This window comes from Sorangium sp. So ce295 (assembly GCF_051527405.1).
GTDB lineage: Bacteria > Myxococcota_A > Polyangia > Polyangiales > Polyangiaceae > Sorangium > Sorangium cellulosum_B.
In genome coordinates this window covers 5,113,562-5,128,743 of sequence record NZ_CP150324.1, presented here as the reverse complement: position 1 = coordinate 5,128,743, position 15,182 = coordinate 5,113,562, and the positions used below count along the sequence as shown (strand labels likewise).

General features: G+C 74.7%; 7 protein-coding genes. 1 reads left to right on the top strand and 6 read right to left on the bottom strand.

Annotated features, from left to right (window positions below):
• Nucleotides 1-13: 13 nt before the first annotated feature.
• The 4 genes from WMF11_RS19365 to WMF11_RS19350 form a co-directional block, all read right to left on the bottom strand.
• Nucleotides 14-2,422, bottom strand: a complete 2,409-nt coding sequence (locus WMF11_RS19365; RefSeq protein ID WP_437978510.1) for a glycoside hydrolase family 31 protein — start codon at nt 2,420-2,422, stop codon at nt 14-16.
• Complete coding sequence (locus WMF11_RS19360; protein WP_437978509.1) at nt 2,419-4,563, bottom strand: peptide ABC transporter substrate-binding protein; 2,145 nt, start codon at nt 4,561-4,563, stop codon at nt 2,419-2,421. Before WMF11_RS19360 ends, WMF11_RS19365 begins: the two co-directional genes overlap by 4 nt.
• 187 nt (nt 4,564-4,750) lie before the next feature.
• The gene (gene galE / locus WMF11_RS19355) at nt 4,751-5,767 is read right to left on the bottom strand and encodes a UDP-glucose 4-epimerase GalE (RefSeq protein WP_437978508.1); all 1,017 of its coding nucleotides are present in this window, start codon (nt 5,765-5,767) and stop codon (nt 4,751-4,753) included.
• Nucleotides 5,768-5,875: 108 nt separating this feature from the next.
• Nucleotides 5,876-8,350 carry an ABC transporter substrate-binding protein gene (locus WMF11_RS19350; protein WP_437978507.1) on the bottom strand — a complete coding sequence of 825 codons (2,475 nt, stop codon included), beginning with the start codon at nt 8,348-8,350 and terminating at the stop codon, nt 5,876-5,878.
• A 71-nt stretch (nt 8,351-8,421) separates the two neighbouring features.
• Here WMF11_RS19350 and WMF11_RS19345 point away from each other — a divergent pair, with 71 nt between their 5' ends.
• Entirely contained in the window at nt 8,422-12,822 is a 4,401-nt protein-coding gene (locus tag WMF11_RS19345; protein ID WP_437978506.1) for a hypothetical protein, read from the top strand.
• 27 nt (nt 12,823-12,849) lie between these two features.
• Here WMF11_RS19345 and WMF11_RS19340 read toward each other — a convergent pair whose 3' ends face one another.
• Both WMF11_RS19340 and WMF11_RS19335 read right to left on the bottom strand, forming a co-directional pair.
• On the bottom strand, nt 12,850-13,881 hold the full coding sequence (locus WMF11_RS19340) for an OmpA family protein (protein ID WP_437978505.1): 1,032 nt from the start codon (nt 13,879-13,881) through the stop codon (nt 12,850-12,852).
• Nucleotides 13,882-14,110: 229 nt separating this feature from the next.
• On the bottom strand, nt 14,111-15,169 hold the full coding sequence (locus tag WMF11_RS19335) for an RNA polymerase sigma factor (protein WP_437978504.1): 1,059 nt from the start codon (nt 15,167-15,169) through the stop codon (nt 14,111-14,113).
• Between the last annotated feature and the right edge of the window lie 13 nt (nt 15,170-15,182).

Sequence of the window (15,182 nt, the reverse complement as noted above, 5' to 3'; positions counted from 1 at the left end):
AGCGCCGCCGCGATCAGGACACCTTGAATTCAATCCGCTGCCAGTCGGCCGCGACCTCGATCTCGACGCCCCCGTCGATCGCGCGGTGGGACCTGGCCCCGACCACGGAGCGCGGCGCCGGCACGCCGTGGAGGCGGATCGTCTCCACCTCGCGCGCGAGCGGCAGATCGCCTGTCGCGCTGCGCTCGATCGCGAACGTGGCGCCGTCGAGGCCGCCCTCGATCCGGGTGGCGCGCGACGCGCCGTGGCCGTCGCCCTCGTCCTCATGGAGGCGGCCGCTCACGCGCTCCGCCGCGTGGACGTGCCATGTGATCTCCTCCCAGCTGGCGCTCGTCGTGTGCATCCGAGGCGCGGTGAGCGCCACCGCGCCTCCGGCGCGCAGCCACACGGGGACCACCCCGAGCGGCGCATCGGCGATCACGTGGCGCCCGCCCTGGTCCACGCTCCCCGCGCGCTCCAGGTTCGCGAAGTCCATCCATGCGCCGGCGGGCAGGTACACGAGCCGCTTCGACTGCCCTGGCCGCACCACCGGCGCCACGAGCAGATCGCCGCCGAACAGGAGCTGATCGAACGCGTGGAGCGCCTCGGGGTCGCCCGGCGCCGCGAAGGACAGCGGCCGGAGGACCGGTATCCCCGTCTCCGTCGCCTCGTACATGAGCGTGTACAGGGTCGGCAGGATCCGGTAACGCCGCTCGAGCGCCGCGCGCGCGAGGCCGAGGTACGGCTCGCCGAAGCGCCAGGGCTCCTGCGCCGGCCTGCCCCTCGCCGCGTGGTTGCGCATCAGCGGATAGAACAGCCCCGCCTGCATCCAGCGCACGAGCAGCTCGCCGTTCGCGCGCCCCGTGAAGCCCGGGATGTCCGCGCCCACGAACGGCACGCCCGAGAGGCCGAGGCCGATCAGCATCGGGATGGATGCTTCCAGGTGGGTGAAGTTGCTGGCGAAGTCGCCCGTCCACACCGCGGCGTAGCGCTGGATGCCGGCGAAGGCGGCCCGCGTCAGCACGAAGGGGCGCCGCTCCGGCGCGTGGCGCGCGAGGCCCTCGTGGGCGGCCCGCGACATGCCGAGTCCATAGACGTTGTGGACCTCGAGGTGGCGCCGGGCGCCGTGGCGCGCGTCGTCGGGGAGCGTGCTGCCCTCGATGGCGCCGAGGCCCGCGGTGCGCCCGCCGCTCGGCGCCGGCAGGCCCCTGTCGGGGCGGACGGAGAAGCACGCCGGCTCGTTCATGTCGTTCCAGATGCCGGCGATGCCCGCGTCGACGAACGGCTTTTGCAGATCACCCCACCAGCGCTGCACCTCCTCGCGCGTGAGATCGGGGAAGACCGCCGGATCGGGCCAGACCTCTCCCACGAGGGGGCCGCCGCGCGGCAGCCGGACGAGGTAGTCTCGCGCCCTCGCCTCCTCGTAGACGGCATATCCCTCGTCGGCCTTGATCCCCGGGTCGACGATCGTCACCAGCTTGACGCCCTCGGCCGCGAGCTCGCGCGCGAGCCGCGCCGGGTCGGGGAAGCGCGAGCGGTCCCAGGTCCAGACGCGATAAGCATCCATGTAATCGATATCGAGGTGGACAACGTCGAGGGGGAGGCCGCGCGATCGGTAGCCGCGGACGACGCCGCGCACGTCGTCCTCGGTCTCGTAGCCCCAGCGCGACTGGTGCGCCCCGAGGCTCCAGAGGGGCGGCATGGCCGGGCGACCGGTGAGCGCGGCGTAGCGCCGGAGGACGTCGGCCGGGTGCGGGCCGGCCAGGAGGTAGACGTCGAGCTCGGGGCCCCGCGACTCCCATTCGATGCGGGTCGGGTCGTTCAGGGCGATATCGACCTCCGAGCGCCACGGCTCGTCGAGGAAGAGGCCCCAGGCCACCCCGCCGCGGAGGGCGATGAAGAAAGGGATCGAGGCGTAGAGCGGGTCGGACTCCACGTGCGGCGGGAAAGCGTCGGTGTTCCAGAAGGTGAATCGCAGGCCGCGCTTGTCGAGCGGGCCGACCTTCTCGCCGAACCCGAGGTAGGCCTCGCCCGGCGGCGCCGCGAGCGAGAGCCTGGACCGGAGCTCGTCGACGGGGAACGCCGGCCGGACCTGCCCCGAGACGGCCTCGCTGCGCGCGAGGATGCGGCCCGCGGCGTCGCTGAAGATCCATGTGCCCGCGGCGAGCGAGATCTCGAGAGAGGCGCCCTCGGCGCTCACGTGGAGCGTGTCCCCCTCGCGGCGCGCGGAGAGCGGCAGCGCGCCGTCTGCCACCACGGCGAAGGAGTGTTTGGGGGGCAGCTCGGGGTGCGTGAAGCTGGTCGCGGCGGACGAGGGGGCGTGGCGCACGCGCAGCACGCCGGGGCCTGGACAGCGGATCTCGACCGCGGCGCGGGCGCCCCAGAGGAGCACGTGCGTGGCGCCGATCGAGGCGTCGGTGAGGAGGCTGTGCGCGCCCGTCATGACCCCCCGAGCCGCCCCGGCGGCGGCAACTCCAGCACGGGCGGCGGCTCTCCGGCCGGTCCCTCCTTCTGCTTCTGCCAGTCCGGGTCGATCCAGAGCCATTTGATGAGCTGCGTGTTCCGCGCGTTGGGGATGAACCCCCTCACCCACGGCTTCACCAGGGTCGGCTTCTCCTCGAAGTAGAGCGGTATCCTGCTCATCCCGTCGAGCGCCCGCCGCTCGGCCGCCCGGAAGCGCCGGATGCTGTCCCTGGGATCGGCCGTCGCGGCCGCCTCGCCGACCGCCTTGTCGAACTCCGCGTCTGCCCAGCCGGTCCGGTTCTGGGGGCTCTGCGACAGGAACGTCCCGAGCCACGTCTGCGGATGGTTGTAGTCGGCCAGCCAGCCCAGCCGGATCACCTGGAAGTTGCCGTCGCGGAGGTCCTTGAGCATCACCCGCCACTCCTCGCTGCGCAGCGTCGCGGAGACCCCGAGGTGGCGCTTCCACATGTCCTGGATGGCCACGGCGACCTGCGCGTGCCCCTCCCCCGTGTTGTAGAGGATCTCGAGCGGCGGAAACCCCTTCGCCCGCAGCTCGTCTCCCTCGCGGGCGACCTCGTACCCGGCCTCGGCGAGCAGCGCGCGGGCGCGCGCCGGGTCGTGGCCGACCTCGGGGCTCGAGAACGGATCCACGCCGCGCGCCCTGTCCTCCGCCGCCTGCTCGGCGTAGCCGGATCCCGTGATGTCGGGCACGTAGTGGGTCGCCGGCTTCCCGAGCCGCGTGATCTTCTCGACGAGCTCCCGCTTGTCGATCGCGAGGTTCAGCGCCCACCGGACGCGCGGATCGTCGACCGGCGGCTTCCTCGTGTTGAGCTCGTAATACACCGTGGAGAGGAACTCGGTGCGCCGGAGATCCTTCTTCCCGGACAGCCAGCTGCGGTGGTCGTACGGGAGCTCGCAGTTGTCTCCCAGGTAGTCGATGTCCCCCGCCTTGTAGAGCTGCAGGGTGGCGTTGTGCTGGGCGATCTCCATCCAGACGATCCGGTGGATCCTGAGCGCGTCGTGGCCCCAGTACGCCGGGTTCCGGTTCATCGTGATCTCGTACCGGAACTTCCACTCGTCGAGCCGATAGGGCCCGTTGACCACCATGTTCTCGGGGCGAAACCAGAGCTCCGGCTCGCCCCGCGCCTCGAACGGCTCGACGACGTCGCGGCGCACCGGGAACAGGGTGACGAAGCTCGTGAGATCGGTGAAGTACGGCGCCGGCTGCTCGAGCTCGACGTCGAGGGTCAGGTCGTCGCGGGCCCGCACGCCCACGGCGGTGTCGTCCTCCACGAGCAAAGACGTGGCGACGAACCCGGTCGCCCCGCTGGAACCGGAAGGCGGCGCGGCGCGAGCGCCTGGGGCCGCGGCGGGGTCGTACGTCGGGAGGCTCGCGTGGGGCGCGACCAGCGCGTACGCGGCGGCCTCCACGGGCGCAAGCAGGCAGCCCGGGAGGAAGCCGCGGCCCGCTGGCCCCTCGATCTCGAACCAGCGGTCGGCCGCGCCATTGCAGGCGACCGGCGGCCCGGCCGCGAGGAGCGCGACCTCGGCGCCCCGCCACCCGCCGCCCGGGGTGGCTTCGCGCGGCGCGGGCGGCGGGGTCGCGCCGGCCGCGTCGAACGAGAGCCGCTCGCCGGCGCCGGTCGCCTCGTCGGGCTCGGCGTACGTCACCGAGGTCACCCCGGTGGGCGGCGCCGGCAGGGGCGCCACCGCCGACGTCACCCGGGCGGGCGAGTGGCCGAGCACGACGACGAAGGCTCCTCTGGGCAGATCGAGCGCGGGCGGCGCGTCGGGACGAGGCGCGCGGCGCAGCGTCGCGCCCTCGCGCAGCGCCTTGAGCTTGCCCAGGTTGAAGAGCTCGCCGTTCTTGAGGACGTGCAGATTCGTCGCGGCGAGCGAGGCCGTCGACGGGCGCAGCACGCGCTTCCACGCGTACTCGAAGTCGTGCGCCGTCACCGGCTTGCCGTCCGACCAGCGCGCCTCCGGCCGCAGGTGGAACCGGAAGAGCCGGTTGTCGTCGCTCCGCTCCCAGCGCGCCGCGACCCCCTGCGTGGCGTGGAGATCGCCGGGCGCGTAGCTGGTCAGCCCCTCGAACATCTGGTGGAGCAGCGTGATGCTCACGGAGTCCACGGCCTTGCCGGGATCGAGGTACTCCGGCTCGTCGCCGTTGTTGACGTAGAACGTCGTGACGTCCTTGCCGACGCGCGACGTCGTCCCGACGTAGCCCTCGGTCTCGCCCGCGCAGGCCGCGAGCAGGCACGAGAGGGCCGCGAGCAGGAGCGCTCTATCGCGCCTCAGATCCGCGGCCCTAATCGGCGAACCCCTTCGGGTTCTGCTCTTGCCAGCGCCAGCTGTCGCGGCACATGGTCTCGAGATCGCGCTCCGCGCGCCAGCCGAGCAGCTCGATCGCGCGCGCGGGGTCCGCGTACACCGAGGCGACGTCCCCGGGGCGGCGCGGCACGATCTCGTGGGCGACGCGCCTCCCGCTGACCTTCTCGAACGCGGCCACCATCTCCAGCACCGAGTGCCCCCGCCCGGTGCCGAGGTTGACGGTGAAGCTGTCGCCGACGGTGAAGATGCGGTTCAGCGCGGCGAGGTGCCCGAGCGCGAGGTCGACCACGTGAATGTAGTCGCGCACGCCCGTGCCGTCCGGCGTCGGCCAGTCGCCCCCGAACACCCGGAGCTTGTCGCGCCGCCCCACGAGGACCTGCGTGATGAACGGCGTCAGGTTGTTCGGGATCCCGTTCGGATCCTCCCCGATGAGCCCGCTCTCGTGGGCGCCCACGGGGTTGAAGTAACGCAGCGACCCGAGCGACCAGCCCCCGGTGGCCGCCACGTCGCGCAGGATCTGCTCCACCATGAACTTGGACTGCCCGTAGGGGTTGGTCGGTCCGAGCCGGCTCCCCTCGTCGAGCGGCACGCGCTCGGGATCGCCATACACGGTGGCGGACGAGCTGAACACCAGCTTCCGCGCGCCCCGCGCGTCGAGCGCCTGGAGCAGGCACACGGTGCCTGCGACGTTGTTCTCGTAGTACGAGAGCGGCTTCTCGACCGACTCGCCGACGGCCTTCAGCCCCGCGAAGTGGATGGTCGCGTCGATCGGGTGCTCGGCGAGCAGCCGATCCAGGAGCGCCGCGTCGCGGATGTCGCCCTGGATGAACGTCACCTGCTTCCCGGCGATCCGCTCCACCCGCTCCACCGCCGCCTTGCGGCTGTTGCAGAGGTTGTCGAGGATCACCACCCGGTAGCCCGCGTGGAGGAGCTCCACGCAGGTGTGCGAGCCGATGTAGCCCGCGCCTCCGGTGACCAGGATCGTCTTGCTCATGTCGTTCTCCCGAGAGGGTCTATGCCGCGCTCCCGTCGATGAGGCCACGGCACAGGCCGGCGCGTCAACGGGGACCTCGGGGCGCGGCCAGCCGGCCCAGCGGCGCCGTCAGGGCGCGCCCAGCCGCCCCGGCGCCGGGAACTCGAGCTCCGGAAACGCGGTCTGGTTCGACGGGTTGTCGCGCCAGCTCGGGTCGTTCCACAGCCACTTCACGAGCTGCACGCCGCGCGAGTTGCCCTTGAACCCCTTGACCCACGGCTTCACCAGCGTCGACTTCGTGTAGAAGTAGAGCGGCAGCTTGGGCATGCGGTCGAGGGCCCGCTTCTCCGCCTTGCGGAACGCCCGGATGCTCTCCTTCGGATCGGCCGTCGCCGCGGCGGCGCGCATCAGATCGTCGAACTCCTGGTCGGCCCATCCCGTCCGGTTCTGCGGGCTGTACGAGAGCAGCGTGCCGAGCCACGTCGCCGGGTGGTTGTACTCGCCGATCCAGCCGAACCGCACGACCTGGTAGTGACCGTCGCGCACGTTCTTGAGCATCACCTTCCACTCCTCGTTCCGCAGCGTGACCGAGACGCCGAGGTGGCGCTTCCACATGTCCTGGACCGCGACAGCGATCTGCTTGTGGCCCTCGCTCGTGTTGTAGAGGAGCTCGAGCGCCGGGAAGTTCTTCGCCCGGTACCCGTCGCCCTCCTGGACGACCTCGTACCCTGCCTCGGCGAGCATCGCGCGGGCGCGCTCCGGGTTGAACGCGACCTCCGGCGACGAGAACGGATCGACCCCGAGCTTCCTGTCCTCGGCGACCGCCTCGTCGTAGCCCGATCCGGTGTAGTCCGGGACGTAGTGCGTGGCCGGCGTCTGCCCCGCCCGCGTGACCTTCTCGACGATCTGCCGCTTGTCGACAGCGAGGTTGAGCGCCCAGCGGACGCGGGCGTCGTCGACCGGCGGCTTCTTCGTGTTGAACTCGAACCAGTAGATGGAGAGGTACGGATACCGCTGGAAATCCCGCTTGGTCGACAGCCAGTCCATGTGCTCGGCGGGGAGCGAGGTGTTGTCGCCCAGGTAGTCGAGATCCCCCGCCTTGTAGATGTTCATCGTGGCATTGTAGAGCTCGACCTCCAGCCACACGACGCGGTGGATCTTCAGCTTGTCGCGGTTCCAGTACATCGGATTCCGCTTCATCGTGATCTCGTAACGGAACTTCCACTCATCGAGCGTGTAAGGGCCGTTGACCACGATGTTCTCGGGGCGGAACCAGAGCTCGGGCTCGCCGCGCTTCTCGAACGCCTCGATCACGTCCTTGCGCACGGGGAAGAGCGTCACGTAGCTCGTGAGATCGGTGAAGTAGGGCGTGGGCTGTTCCAGCTGCACGTCGAGCGTATGGTCGTCGCTCGCCCGGACGCCGACAGCCCTGTCGTCCTCCACGAGGAGCGCGTCGGGCACGAAGCCCACGGGGGGCTCGCCCTGCGCGGCGCTGCCGGAGGGCGGCGCCGCGGCGTCGTACGTGGGGAGGCTCGTGTGCGGCGTGACGACGGCGTACGCCTCCGACCGGGGCGCGCCGCCCGCGCTCTCCTTGCCCGGGTTGCCGGCGTTGCCCGCGGGGGGGACGAGCGCGCAGCCCGGGAGGAAGCCGCGCGCGCCGCCCCGCTCGATCTCGAACCACCGGTCGGCGGCGCCATTGCATTTGCACGGCGGGCCCACGCGGACGATGTCGACGACGGCGCCCTGCCAGCCGCCGCCGGGCGCCGAGCCGAGCGGCGCCGCGCCGCCAGCGGCCGCGTCGCCTCCTGCCGCGCCGCCCCCTGCCGCGCCGCCCCCTGCCGCGCCGCCCCCTGCCGCGCCGAACGAGAGCCGATCGCTCGCGCCGCCCTTCGCGTCGCCCTTCGCGAAGGTCACGGCGGCGGAGCCCTCCGGCAGCGCCGCGAGGGGCGCGATCGCGGTGTCCACCTGGATCGGCGAGCGCGCCAGCACCACGACGAACGCCCCCTTCGGCAGATCGAGCGCGGATGGCGCGTCGGGCCGGGGGGCCGCGCGGAGCGGCGCGGCCTCGCGCAGCGCCTTGAGCTTGCCGAGGCTGAACAGCTCGCCGTTCTTGAGGACGTAGAGGTTCGTCGCGGCGAGCGAGGCGGTGGAGGGGCGCAGCACGCGCTTCCACGCGTACTCGAAGTCGTGCGCCGTCACCGGCTTGCCGTCGGACCAGCGCGCCTCCGGCCGCAGGTGAAACCGGAAGAGCCGGTTGTCGTCGCTCTGCTCCCAGTGGGTCGCGACCCCCTGCACCGGGCGGAGGTCGCCGGCGCCGTAGGTCGTCAGCCCCTCGAACATCTGCTGCACGAGCGTGGAGCTCGCCGAGTCGTTGGATTTTCCTGGATCCAGGTACTCGGGCTCGCTGCCGTTGTTGATGTAGATCGTCTCTGTGTCCTTGCCGACGCGCGCGGTCGTCCCGGCATACCCGCCTTCGCCCTCGCTGCACGCCGAGAGCGCGAGGATCGCGAGCCCGAGCGCCGCGGAGGCGCCGCGCGCCCCGCAACCGGCGCTCCCGCCGCCCCCCGCGCCGCCGGCACCTCGTCGCTCCGAAGCCCGTCGCATATCGCGCGCGTAGCACGGCGCTCCGGGGGCAGGAAGACAGGGGTGGTTTCGTGTAAGGTCGCGCGCGCGTCATGCTGCACGATCGCGTGTCCTCCTCGCCGCGCGCTCTCCCGCTCTGCTCCGCGCTGCTCCTCGCGCTGCTCGCCGCTGGCTGCGGCGGCGCGGCCTCCCCGGGCGCCACGCCCCCGGCGACCGCGCAGTGCGATCCTGCGCACCTCGACGCGTGTGAACGCGCCCTCGCCGCGGCCCTCGCGGAGGGCCGGCCCCCGCGCGACCTCGCCCTCGGGTACGTCGCTGCCCGCACCGCCCGGGACGCCGACGACCCTTGGGCGCTCTTGCTCCGCGACCTCGACCGGCGCGCCGGGCGCGCGCCGCGGGCCGCGGTCATCGTCGAGGCGGGCGCAGAGGCCACGGCGACCGCGCGAGCGCCTGCGGCCGCGGCGGAGGCGAAATGGATCCGCGCCGCGCCGCTGCCGCCCCCCGGGGCCCTGGGCGCGGACGCGCTGCTCCTCGCGCTCGGCGAGGCCCTCGGGTACGAGCACCTCGTCCACGCGCGCGCCCGCCACGGCGCCGTCCAGCTCTTTCCGGCCGATCCGCTCGCGCCGTTCATGGCCGGCCTCGCGCCGATCGCGCGCGGCGACGCGTCGCTCTCGCGGGTCGCGGACGACATCGCGCTCGCCGCGCTCGTCCGCCGCGCCTTCGGCGCCGCCGGCCGCTTCCGCTACGTCGAGGCCGCGGCCGCGGCCGACGCCCTCGCGGCCGCGATGAAGGGGCGCGACCCGAACGACGAGCCGATCCTGCGCGGCCGCTACGCGCTGCAGCTGCTCGCGACCGCCGGGGTCGCGCTCGAGGAGGCCGAGGACGACGCGACCGGCACGCCCTCGGCCCCCCGGCTGGACCCGCCGCCCGCGCCGGGCGACACGCCTTACGGCGACCTCCTCCGCGTGCGCACGGCCCGGGACGGCCGCGCCGCGTGGCGCGCCCACGGCGCGGCCGTGCTGCGGGCCGTCCCCGCGGACCGGCGCGCCGCGCTCGACGACCTGCTCGGCAAGGCCCCCGGCTGCGGTCGGGACGTCGCGCCGCCCATGGAAGGTCCGCGCGACCTCGTGTTCGCCGCGGCGCTCGCCGGCGCCCTCGCCCAGGGCGATCCTGCCGCTGCGCCCGCCGCGCCCGCGAGCACCGCGGCGTCGCCGGGACGGCGCCTCCCGCTCGACGCATGGCTGCCGCGCTACGAGGCGCTCGTCCGCGCCGTCGACCAGACGAGCACCACGTGGGCCCTCGCGCCCAGCCTGCTCCACGAGCGCGGCCCCGCGCCCGCCGCGAGCCAGGCGGGGAGCGCCGTCCACCGCCGCGCCACCGAGCTCGGCCTCGCGCACCTCGCCGCGCTGCGTGCCCTCGCGGAGGCCGAGCCGCGCCGCTACCGCGCGCTCGCGCTGATCCCCCTCGCCTACAGCCCCGGGGTGCTCGCCGACGAGCCGCTCCGCGACGCCATCGTCGACCTCACGCAGATCGCCGTGCAGCGCCGCATGGCCGAGGCGCACGACCCGGAGGCCGTCCTCGGCGCGGCGCTCGCCGGCGTCTTCGCGGGCATGGCGTACCCGCCCGAGGTGCAGCCCCCGCACTTCCTCGCCCTGCAGGGCGCGCTCACCGCCAAGCTCCGCGGCGAGCTCACCGAGCAGGCCGGCTGGGGCGTCGCCGGCCTCTACGCCGCCGACGCGCTGTACCGGCTGGCCTCCGGCCAGGCGCCGGATCTCGCGTTCTCGTCCGCGCAGATCGAGCGCGCGCTCGCGCCCGCCCCGGCGCTGCCCTACCCCGGCCTCGCGGCGCTCGCCGCGAGCCTCTCCCGCTACGCCGCGCTCGGCGCCGCCGGCGCGCTGGATCCGCAGGCGACCGACGCGGCCAGGCTCCCCCCGGAGCGCCGGCAGGCGCGCGACGCGCTCCGGCGCGCCGTCGCGGGGCTCGCGGCGGGCGATGCCGACGCCGGCGCCGCGGAGGCGCCCCCGCCCGAGCTCGTCGAGGACGTCACCGCGCTGGCCGACGGCGTCCTCGCCGTGCTCCTCACCGAGCGCTCGCGCAAGCCGCCGCCGGCCGGGGCCGCCTGCGCCGCCGGGCGCGGGCCGAGCCCGGAGGCCCGGCGCGCCCTCGCGCGCCTCGGCGACGTCCGCCGGCGGATCCTGCTCGCGCCGCGGTACAGGCAGGGCGACGGCCTGTGGGCGCGCCGCGCGCGGCTCCTCGTGACGCTCCTCTCCGACGCCATCGATCTCCTCTCGGCGCCGCCGCGCGCCGCCGGCGCGCCGGCGCGCGTCGCTCCGCCGCGCTTCACCCTCCCGACCGCAGACGCCGAGGCCGCCGTCGCCGCGGGCCTCTCCGGCTGGGTCGACCACGACCTCGCCGACGCGCTCACCGGAGGTTATGCGCTCGCCCGCGCGCTCCTCGAGTCGTCCACCGCGGAGCGCTTCGCCGAGCGGAGCGGCGCCCCGCTCGGCCGGGTGCTCCGCGGGCTCTCCGCGGCGTTCCGCGACGATCCGGCGCGGCGCGGCGGCGTCGGACGAGGCCCCGCCGGCGGCGCGCTGCTCGACGCGCTCGCGTCGCTCCCCGCCGCGCGCGACGGCGGCGGCGGCGGCGATCTGCGGGGCCTGTTCGTCGGCTACGCCCGCGCGTTCTCGGCCCTCGGGCTGCGCGACCAGGCCGATCTCGCGCTGCTCGCCTCGCTCCTCGGCGCCGCCGTGCTGGGCGGGCCGCCGTCGCCGGACGCCATCGCGCTCGCGAACGACAGCGGCAGCCGGGTCGCCTGGGCGCTCTCGTACCTCGGCGAGATCGCGAAGGCCCGGGCCGGCATTGCCCCGGATCCGTCGGCGTACGCTGCCGCCATGAGCAAGGCGTCCGACGACGCCTGCCAGGCGGCGGACACCGGCGACGTGCTCGCCCTCGTCGGCGCCGTGCGCGACTTCGCCGGCGGCCGGCGCGCCGAGGCGCGCGACGCCCTCGACCGCGTCCTCGCCGCCGCCGACGCCCGCGGCCTGCGCGTGCCGCGCATGACCTACCGCTACGAGGAGAAGACCGCGACCCGCGTCTTCTCGCTCAGCTTCGACGTCTCGTACGGCGCAGGGCTCCTCGAAGGGGCGAACAGCTTCCAGCTCGGCCTCGGGCTCCGCACCCGCGGCGAGCCCGAGGGCTCCCTCGCCGCGGCGCTCGCGCCCGAGGGCTCGCCCCGGAGCGACGAGGACGCGGCGCGCGCCTACGTCAGCGCCGCGGCGCTCGCGGCCGCCTACCACTTCCTCGAGGGCGACGCCGAGCGCGGCACCGCCGCGGCGCGCCGGGCGATCGCCGCGCTCTCGTTCGGCCTCCGGCTCGGGCGGCGGGCGCTGCGCCCGGACCAGCCGCTCGCCTGGGGCCGGGACGCCCGCGCGCTGCTCGCGATCGACGCCCAGCTCGCGGCCGAGGCCGGTCACCCGTTCCTCGCCGGCGACCTCTGGACGCTCGTCCGCGGCCTCCTGCCGCCGGACGCCGACGACGCCGCAGTCGCGGCGCTCCTCGATCCGCTCCCGGCCGGCCTCGCCGCTGTCCAGGGGCTCGACCCGCTCGTCGCGAGGACCGCGCGCTCGCTCGCCGCGGTCGCCAGGCCGCTCGCGTGCACCGAGGCCAGGGTCGAGCTCGGCGGCTACGAGGAGCCCGCCTGCGACGCCTACCCGCTCGCGCTCTCGCTGCGTATCGCCGACGTCCTCGGCAAGCTGCCGCACCTCCAGCGACGGGCGCGCGCGAGCAGCGCGGCCGCGTGCCCTGCCCTGCGCAGCCTCGACGGCTTCCTCACGGCGGCGGAGCGGGGGACGTACGACCCCGACGCGTTCACGGCCGCCGTGGAGGCGCTGCGGCAGAGCGGCCGGCTCTACGACGCCGGCGTGATGCTGGCGCGGCAGCGGCGCGAGGGGCACTGCGGCCCCGTCGTGCTCGCCGCCGCGCGCGCTCTCGGCCGCGCTCCTTCGCTCGGCCCCGCGCTGCGCGCGGATCTGCTCAGCGTCGCGGTGCGCTGCGCGGCCGCGGCGCTCGACGCGAGCGTCGTCGACGACCTGATGGCGCTCGATGGCGAGACGCGCGCCCTCCCCGACCTCGGCCGCAACCTGAAGGTCGTGCTCTTCGCGACGGAGCTCGCCGTGCGCGAGCAGCGCTGGGACGTCCTCTCACGGCTCTCGAAGCAGCCCGACTTCGTCGGCCGCTTCCGGGGCGCGAGCGAAGACGCGGCGGCGACCGCGCGCCTCATCGAGGCCGCGGCGGCCGTGCTCGCCGGCGAGCCTGCGCCGCGCGACGCCCCCGGAGACGGCGCGTGCGGCGCGCCTCTCGCCGGCGATCGCGCCGCGCTGTGCGCCGAGATCGAGCGCCTGCGCCCGGGCGCGCTGCCCGAGCCGCAGCGCCGGCAGGCCGCGCGCGAGGCGCTCACGAACCTGCTCGCGGCCGCGCGCGGACAGGCTCGCTAGCCTGCCCGCTCGCGCGGCGCCGAGCGCCTACTTCACGCTGGCGGGCTTCGTCTCGGCCGGCTTCGTGTCCGCGGGCTTCGCCGCGGCCGGCTTCGTGTCCGCGGGCTTCGCCGCGGCGGGCGCGGCGGGGGCAGGCGCGGCGGCGGCGGGCTGCGCTGCAGCCGGCGGCGCGGCGGCGGGCGCCGGTGCGGCAGGCGCTGCGGCGGGCTTCGCGTCCGCGGGCTTGGCGGCGGCCTTCGGGTCCACCGGCTTCGGGTCGGAGGCCTTCGTGGGGCCCTTCGGCGCTGTCGCGGGCACGCCGGCCGGCTTGAGGCCCTTGGCGGCGACCGCGGCGCAGGCGAGCTCGACGCCGGTGTCCTTGCCGTCGAGCCGCATGATCTTGATCTCGACGCGGCGGTTCTTCTCCTTCGCCTCCTCGGTCTCGCCCGGATCGGTCGCGCAGTGCGCCCCGTAGCCGGCGGCCCGCACGCGGTTCTTCTCGACACCGAGCGCGGTGAGCGCCTTCACCACCGCCTCGGCGCGCTTCTTCGTGAGCGTCACGGTGGCGGCGTCGTTGCCGACCTTCTCGGAGTAGGCCGCGACCTCGACGAACTGGATCTGCGGATGGTCCTTGAGGATCTGCGCGACGTTCGCGAGGAGCCCCTGCGAGGCGGGCTCGATATCGGGCTTGCCGGCGACAAAGGCGATCTTCTCGTTGAGCTTCACCTCGTTGCCGTCCAGCGCGACCGGCGGGACGTCGGGACAACCGTCCTCGTCCTTGTAGCCGTTCTTGACCTCGGCCTCGGTCGGGCACTTGTCCGCATCGGCCACGAAGCCGTCTCCGTCCGGGTCGGTCGACTTGCAGCCGTCCTTGGCGTCGGGCGGCAGGCCGTCCTCTTTCTCGGCGACGCACTTGTCGGCGCCGTCGTCGAGCACCCCGTCCGCGTCCGCGTCAGGGGGCGGCGCAGGCGGCGCAGGCGGCGGCGGCGCGGGCGGCGGTGCCGGCGCCTTCGCGGTCTGCTGCTGGGGCTCAACCGCGCAGCCGGCGCTCGCCGCGAGCAGCGACACTGCGAATGCCATTCCAAGCCATCTCGTCGTTCGCATCTCCTGGGCTCCTCTCCTTGGCGTCGTTGATGGCGCCGAGCGCCAGCGTGTTTAGACGACTACGCCGGAAACTGCGAGATGGATTCGTACGGCGGCGCGCGCCGCTCCCCCTCGGAAGCGCGTCGGCCCCCCCGCTCCGGAGGCGACGGCGAGCCGTCGAGTTCGGCTCGATCTCGGCGCGTCGTTCGCCCCTCGGCGCGAGCAGCTAGAGTTTCCCCGACGGGAAATCCAGCTCGTCGACCTTCGATTTCGGCGCTGCTTTCCTCGACTTGAGCATCTGTTCCTTGAGCATCTGCTCCGCGCGCACCGACGAGGTGGGCTTCTGTGCGGGCGGCGGCGCCACCTTCGGGCGAGGCTTCGGCGCGGGGCGAGAGTTGCTCTCGTCCTTCTTGTCGAGCTTCTCGTTGACGGGCGCCGGCGCCTTCTCCGTCGGCGCGCGGAGCGCCTCGAGCGCGCGCTCGCGCGCCGCGGCGATCTCCGGCGCGTCGCGGCCCGCCGGGTCGAGCCGATCGGCCTCGTCGAGCTGGTCCAGGCACCGGCGGAAGGCCGCTTCGTCGCAGGCGCGCAGCGCCTCGGCCCGCAGCGACCGCGCGCGCTCCAGCGCGTCGAGCGGCGAGGGCGGCGCGATGGGCGGCGAAGGCCCGTCGGGCGGCGCGCTCGGCTGCGGCTCGGGCAGGGGCGCGATCAACGGCGCGTCGCTCGTCGACCGCAGGAGCCGGGCGACGATGATCGCGAGGATGGCCAGCGCCGCGACCGCGGCGAGCTCGGCCATCCAGCGCTCCCGCATCCATCGCCGCATCCGCGACACGCGCTGCCGCACCCGGGCGGCGGGCACCTGCTCCTCGGCGGCGATGTTCTCGAGCTTCTCGCCTTCCCCTTCCCGGGCCATCCACGACAGCGTCTGCCGGGCGTCGCGGCTCGCGGAGGCCTGCTCTTCCGCCCAGCGCGCCAGCTCGCGCGCCTCGACGGGCGGCGGTCCGACCGGCAGGTCGGGCAGCTCCGTCGCGGCCTCCCGCGCCGAGCGCCGGTGGTGGTCGGCCACCTTGTGGCGCGCGATCCCGAGGAGCCAGCGCCGGAGCTCCGTCGGGTCGGCCGGGCGCCCCGACGACGCGAGCGCGTCGCAGAGGACGGTCTGCACCACGTCGTCGACCTCGCCGCTCGGGACGCGCCGCCGCACGAAATCCTCGAGGGCTCGGCGGAGCCCCGGCTCTGCCAGGGGGTTCGTCGCGGGGGTGCGGTCCTCGGTGGTCATCGGCGTGCTCATCGACCCTGCATCG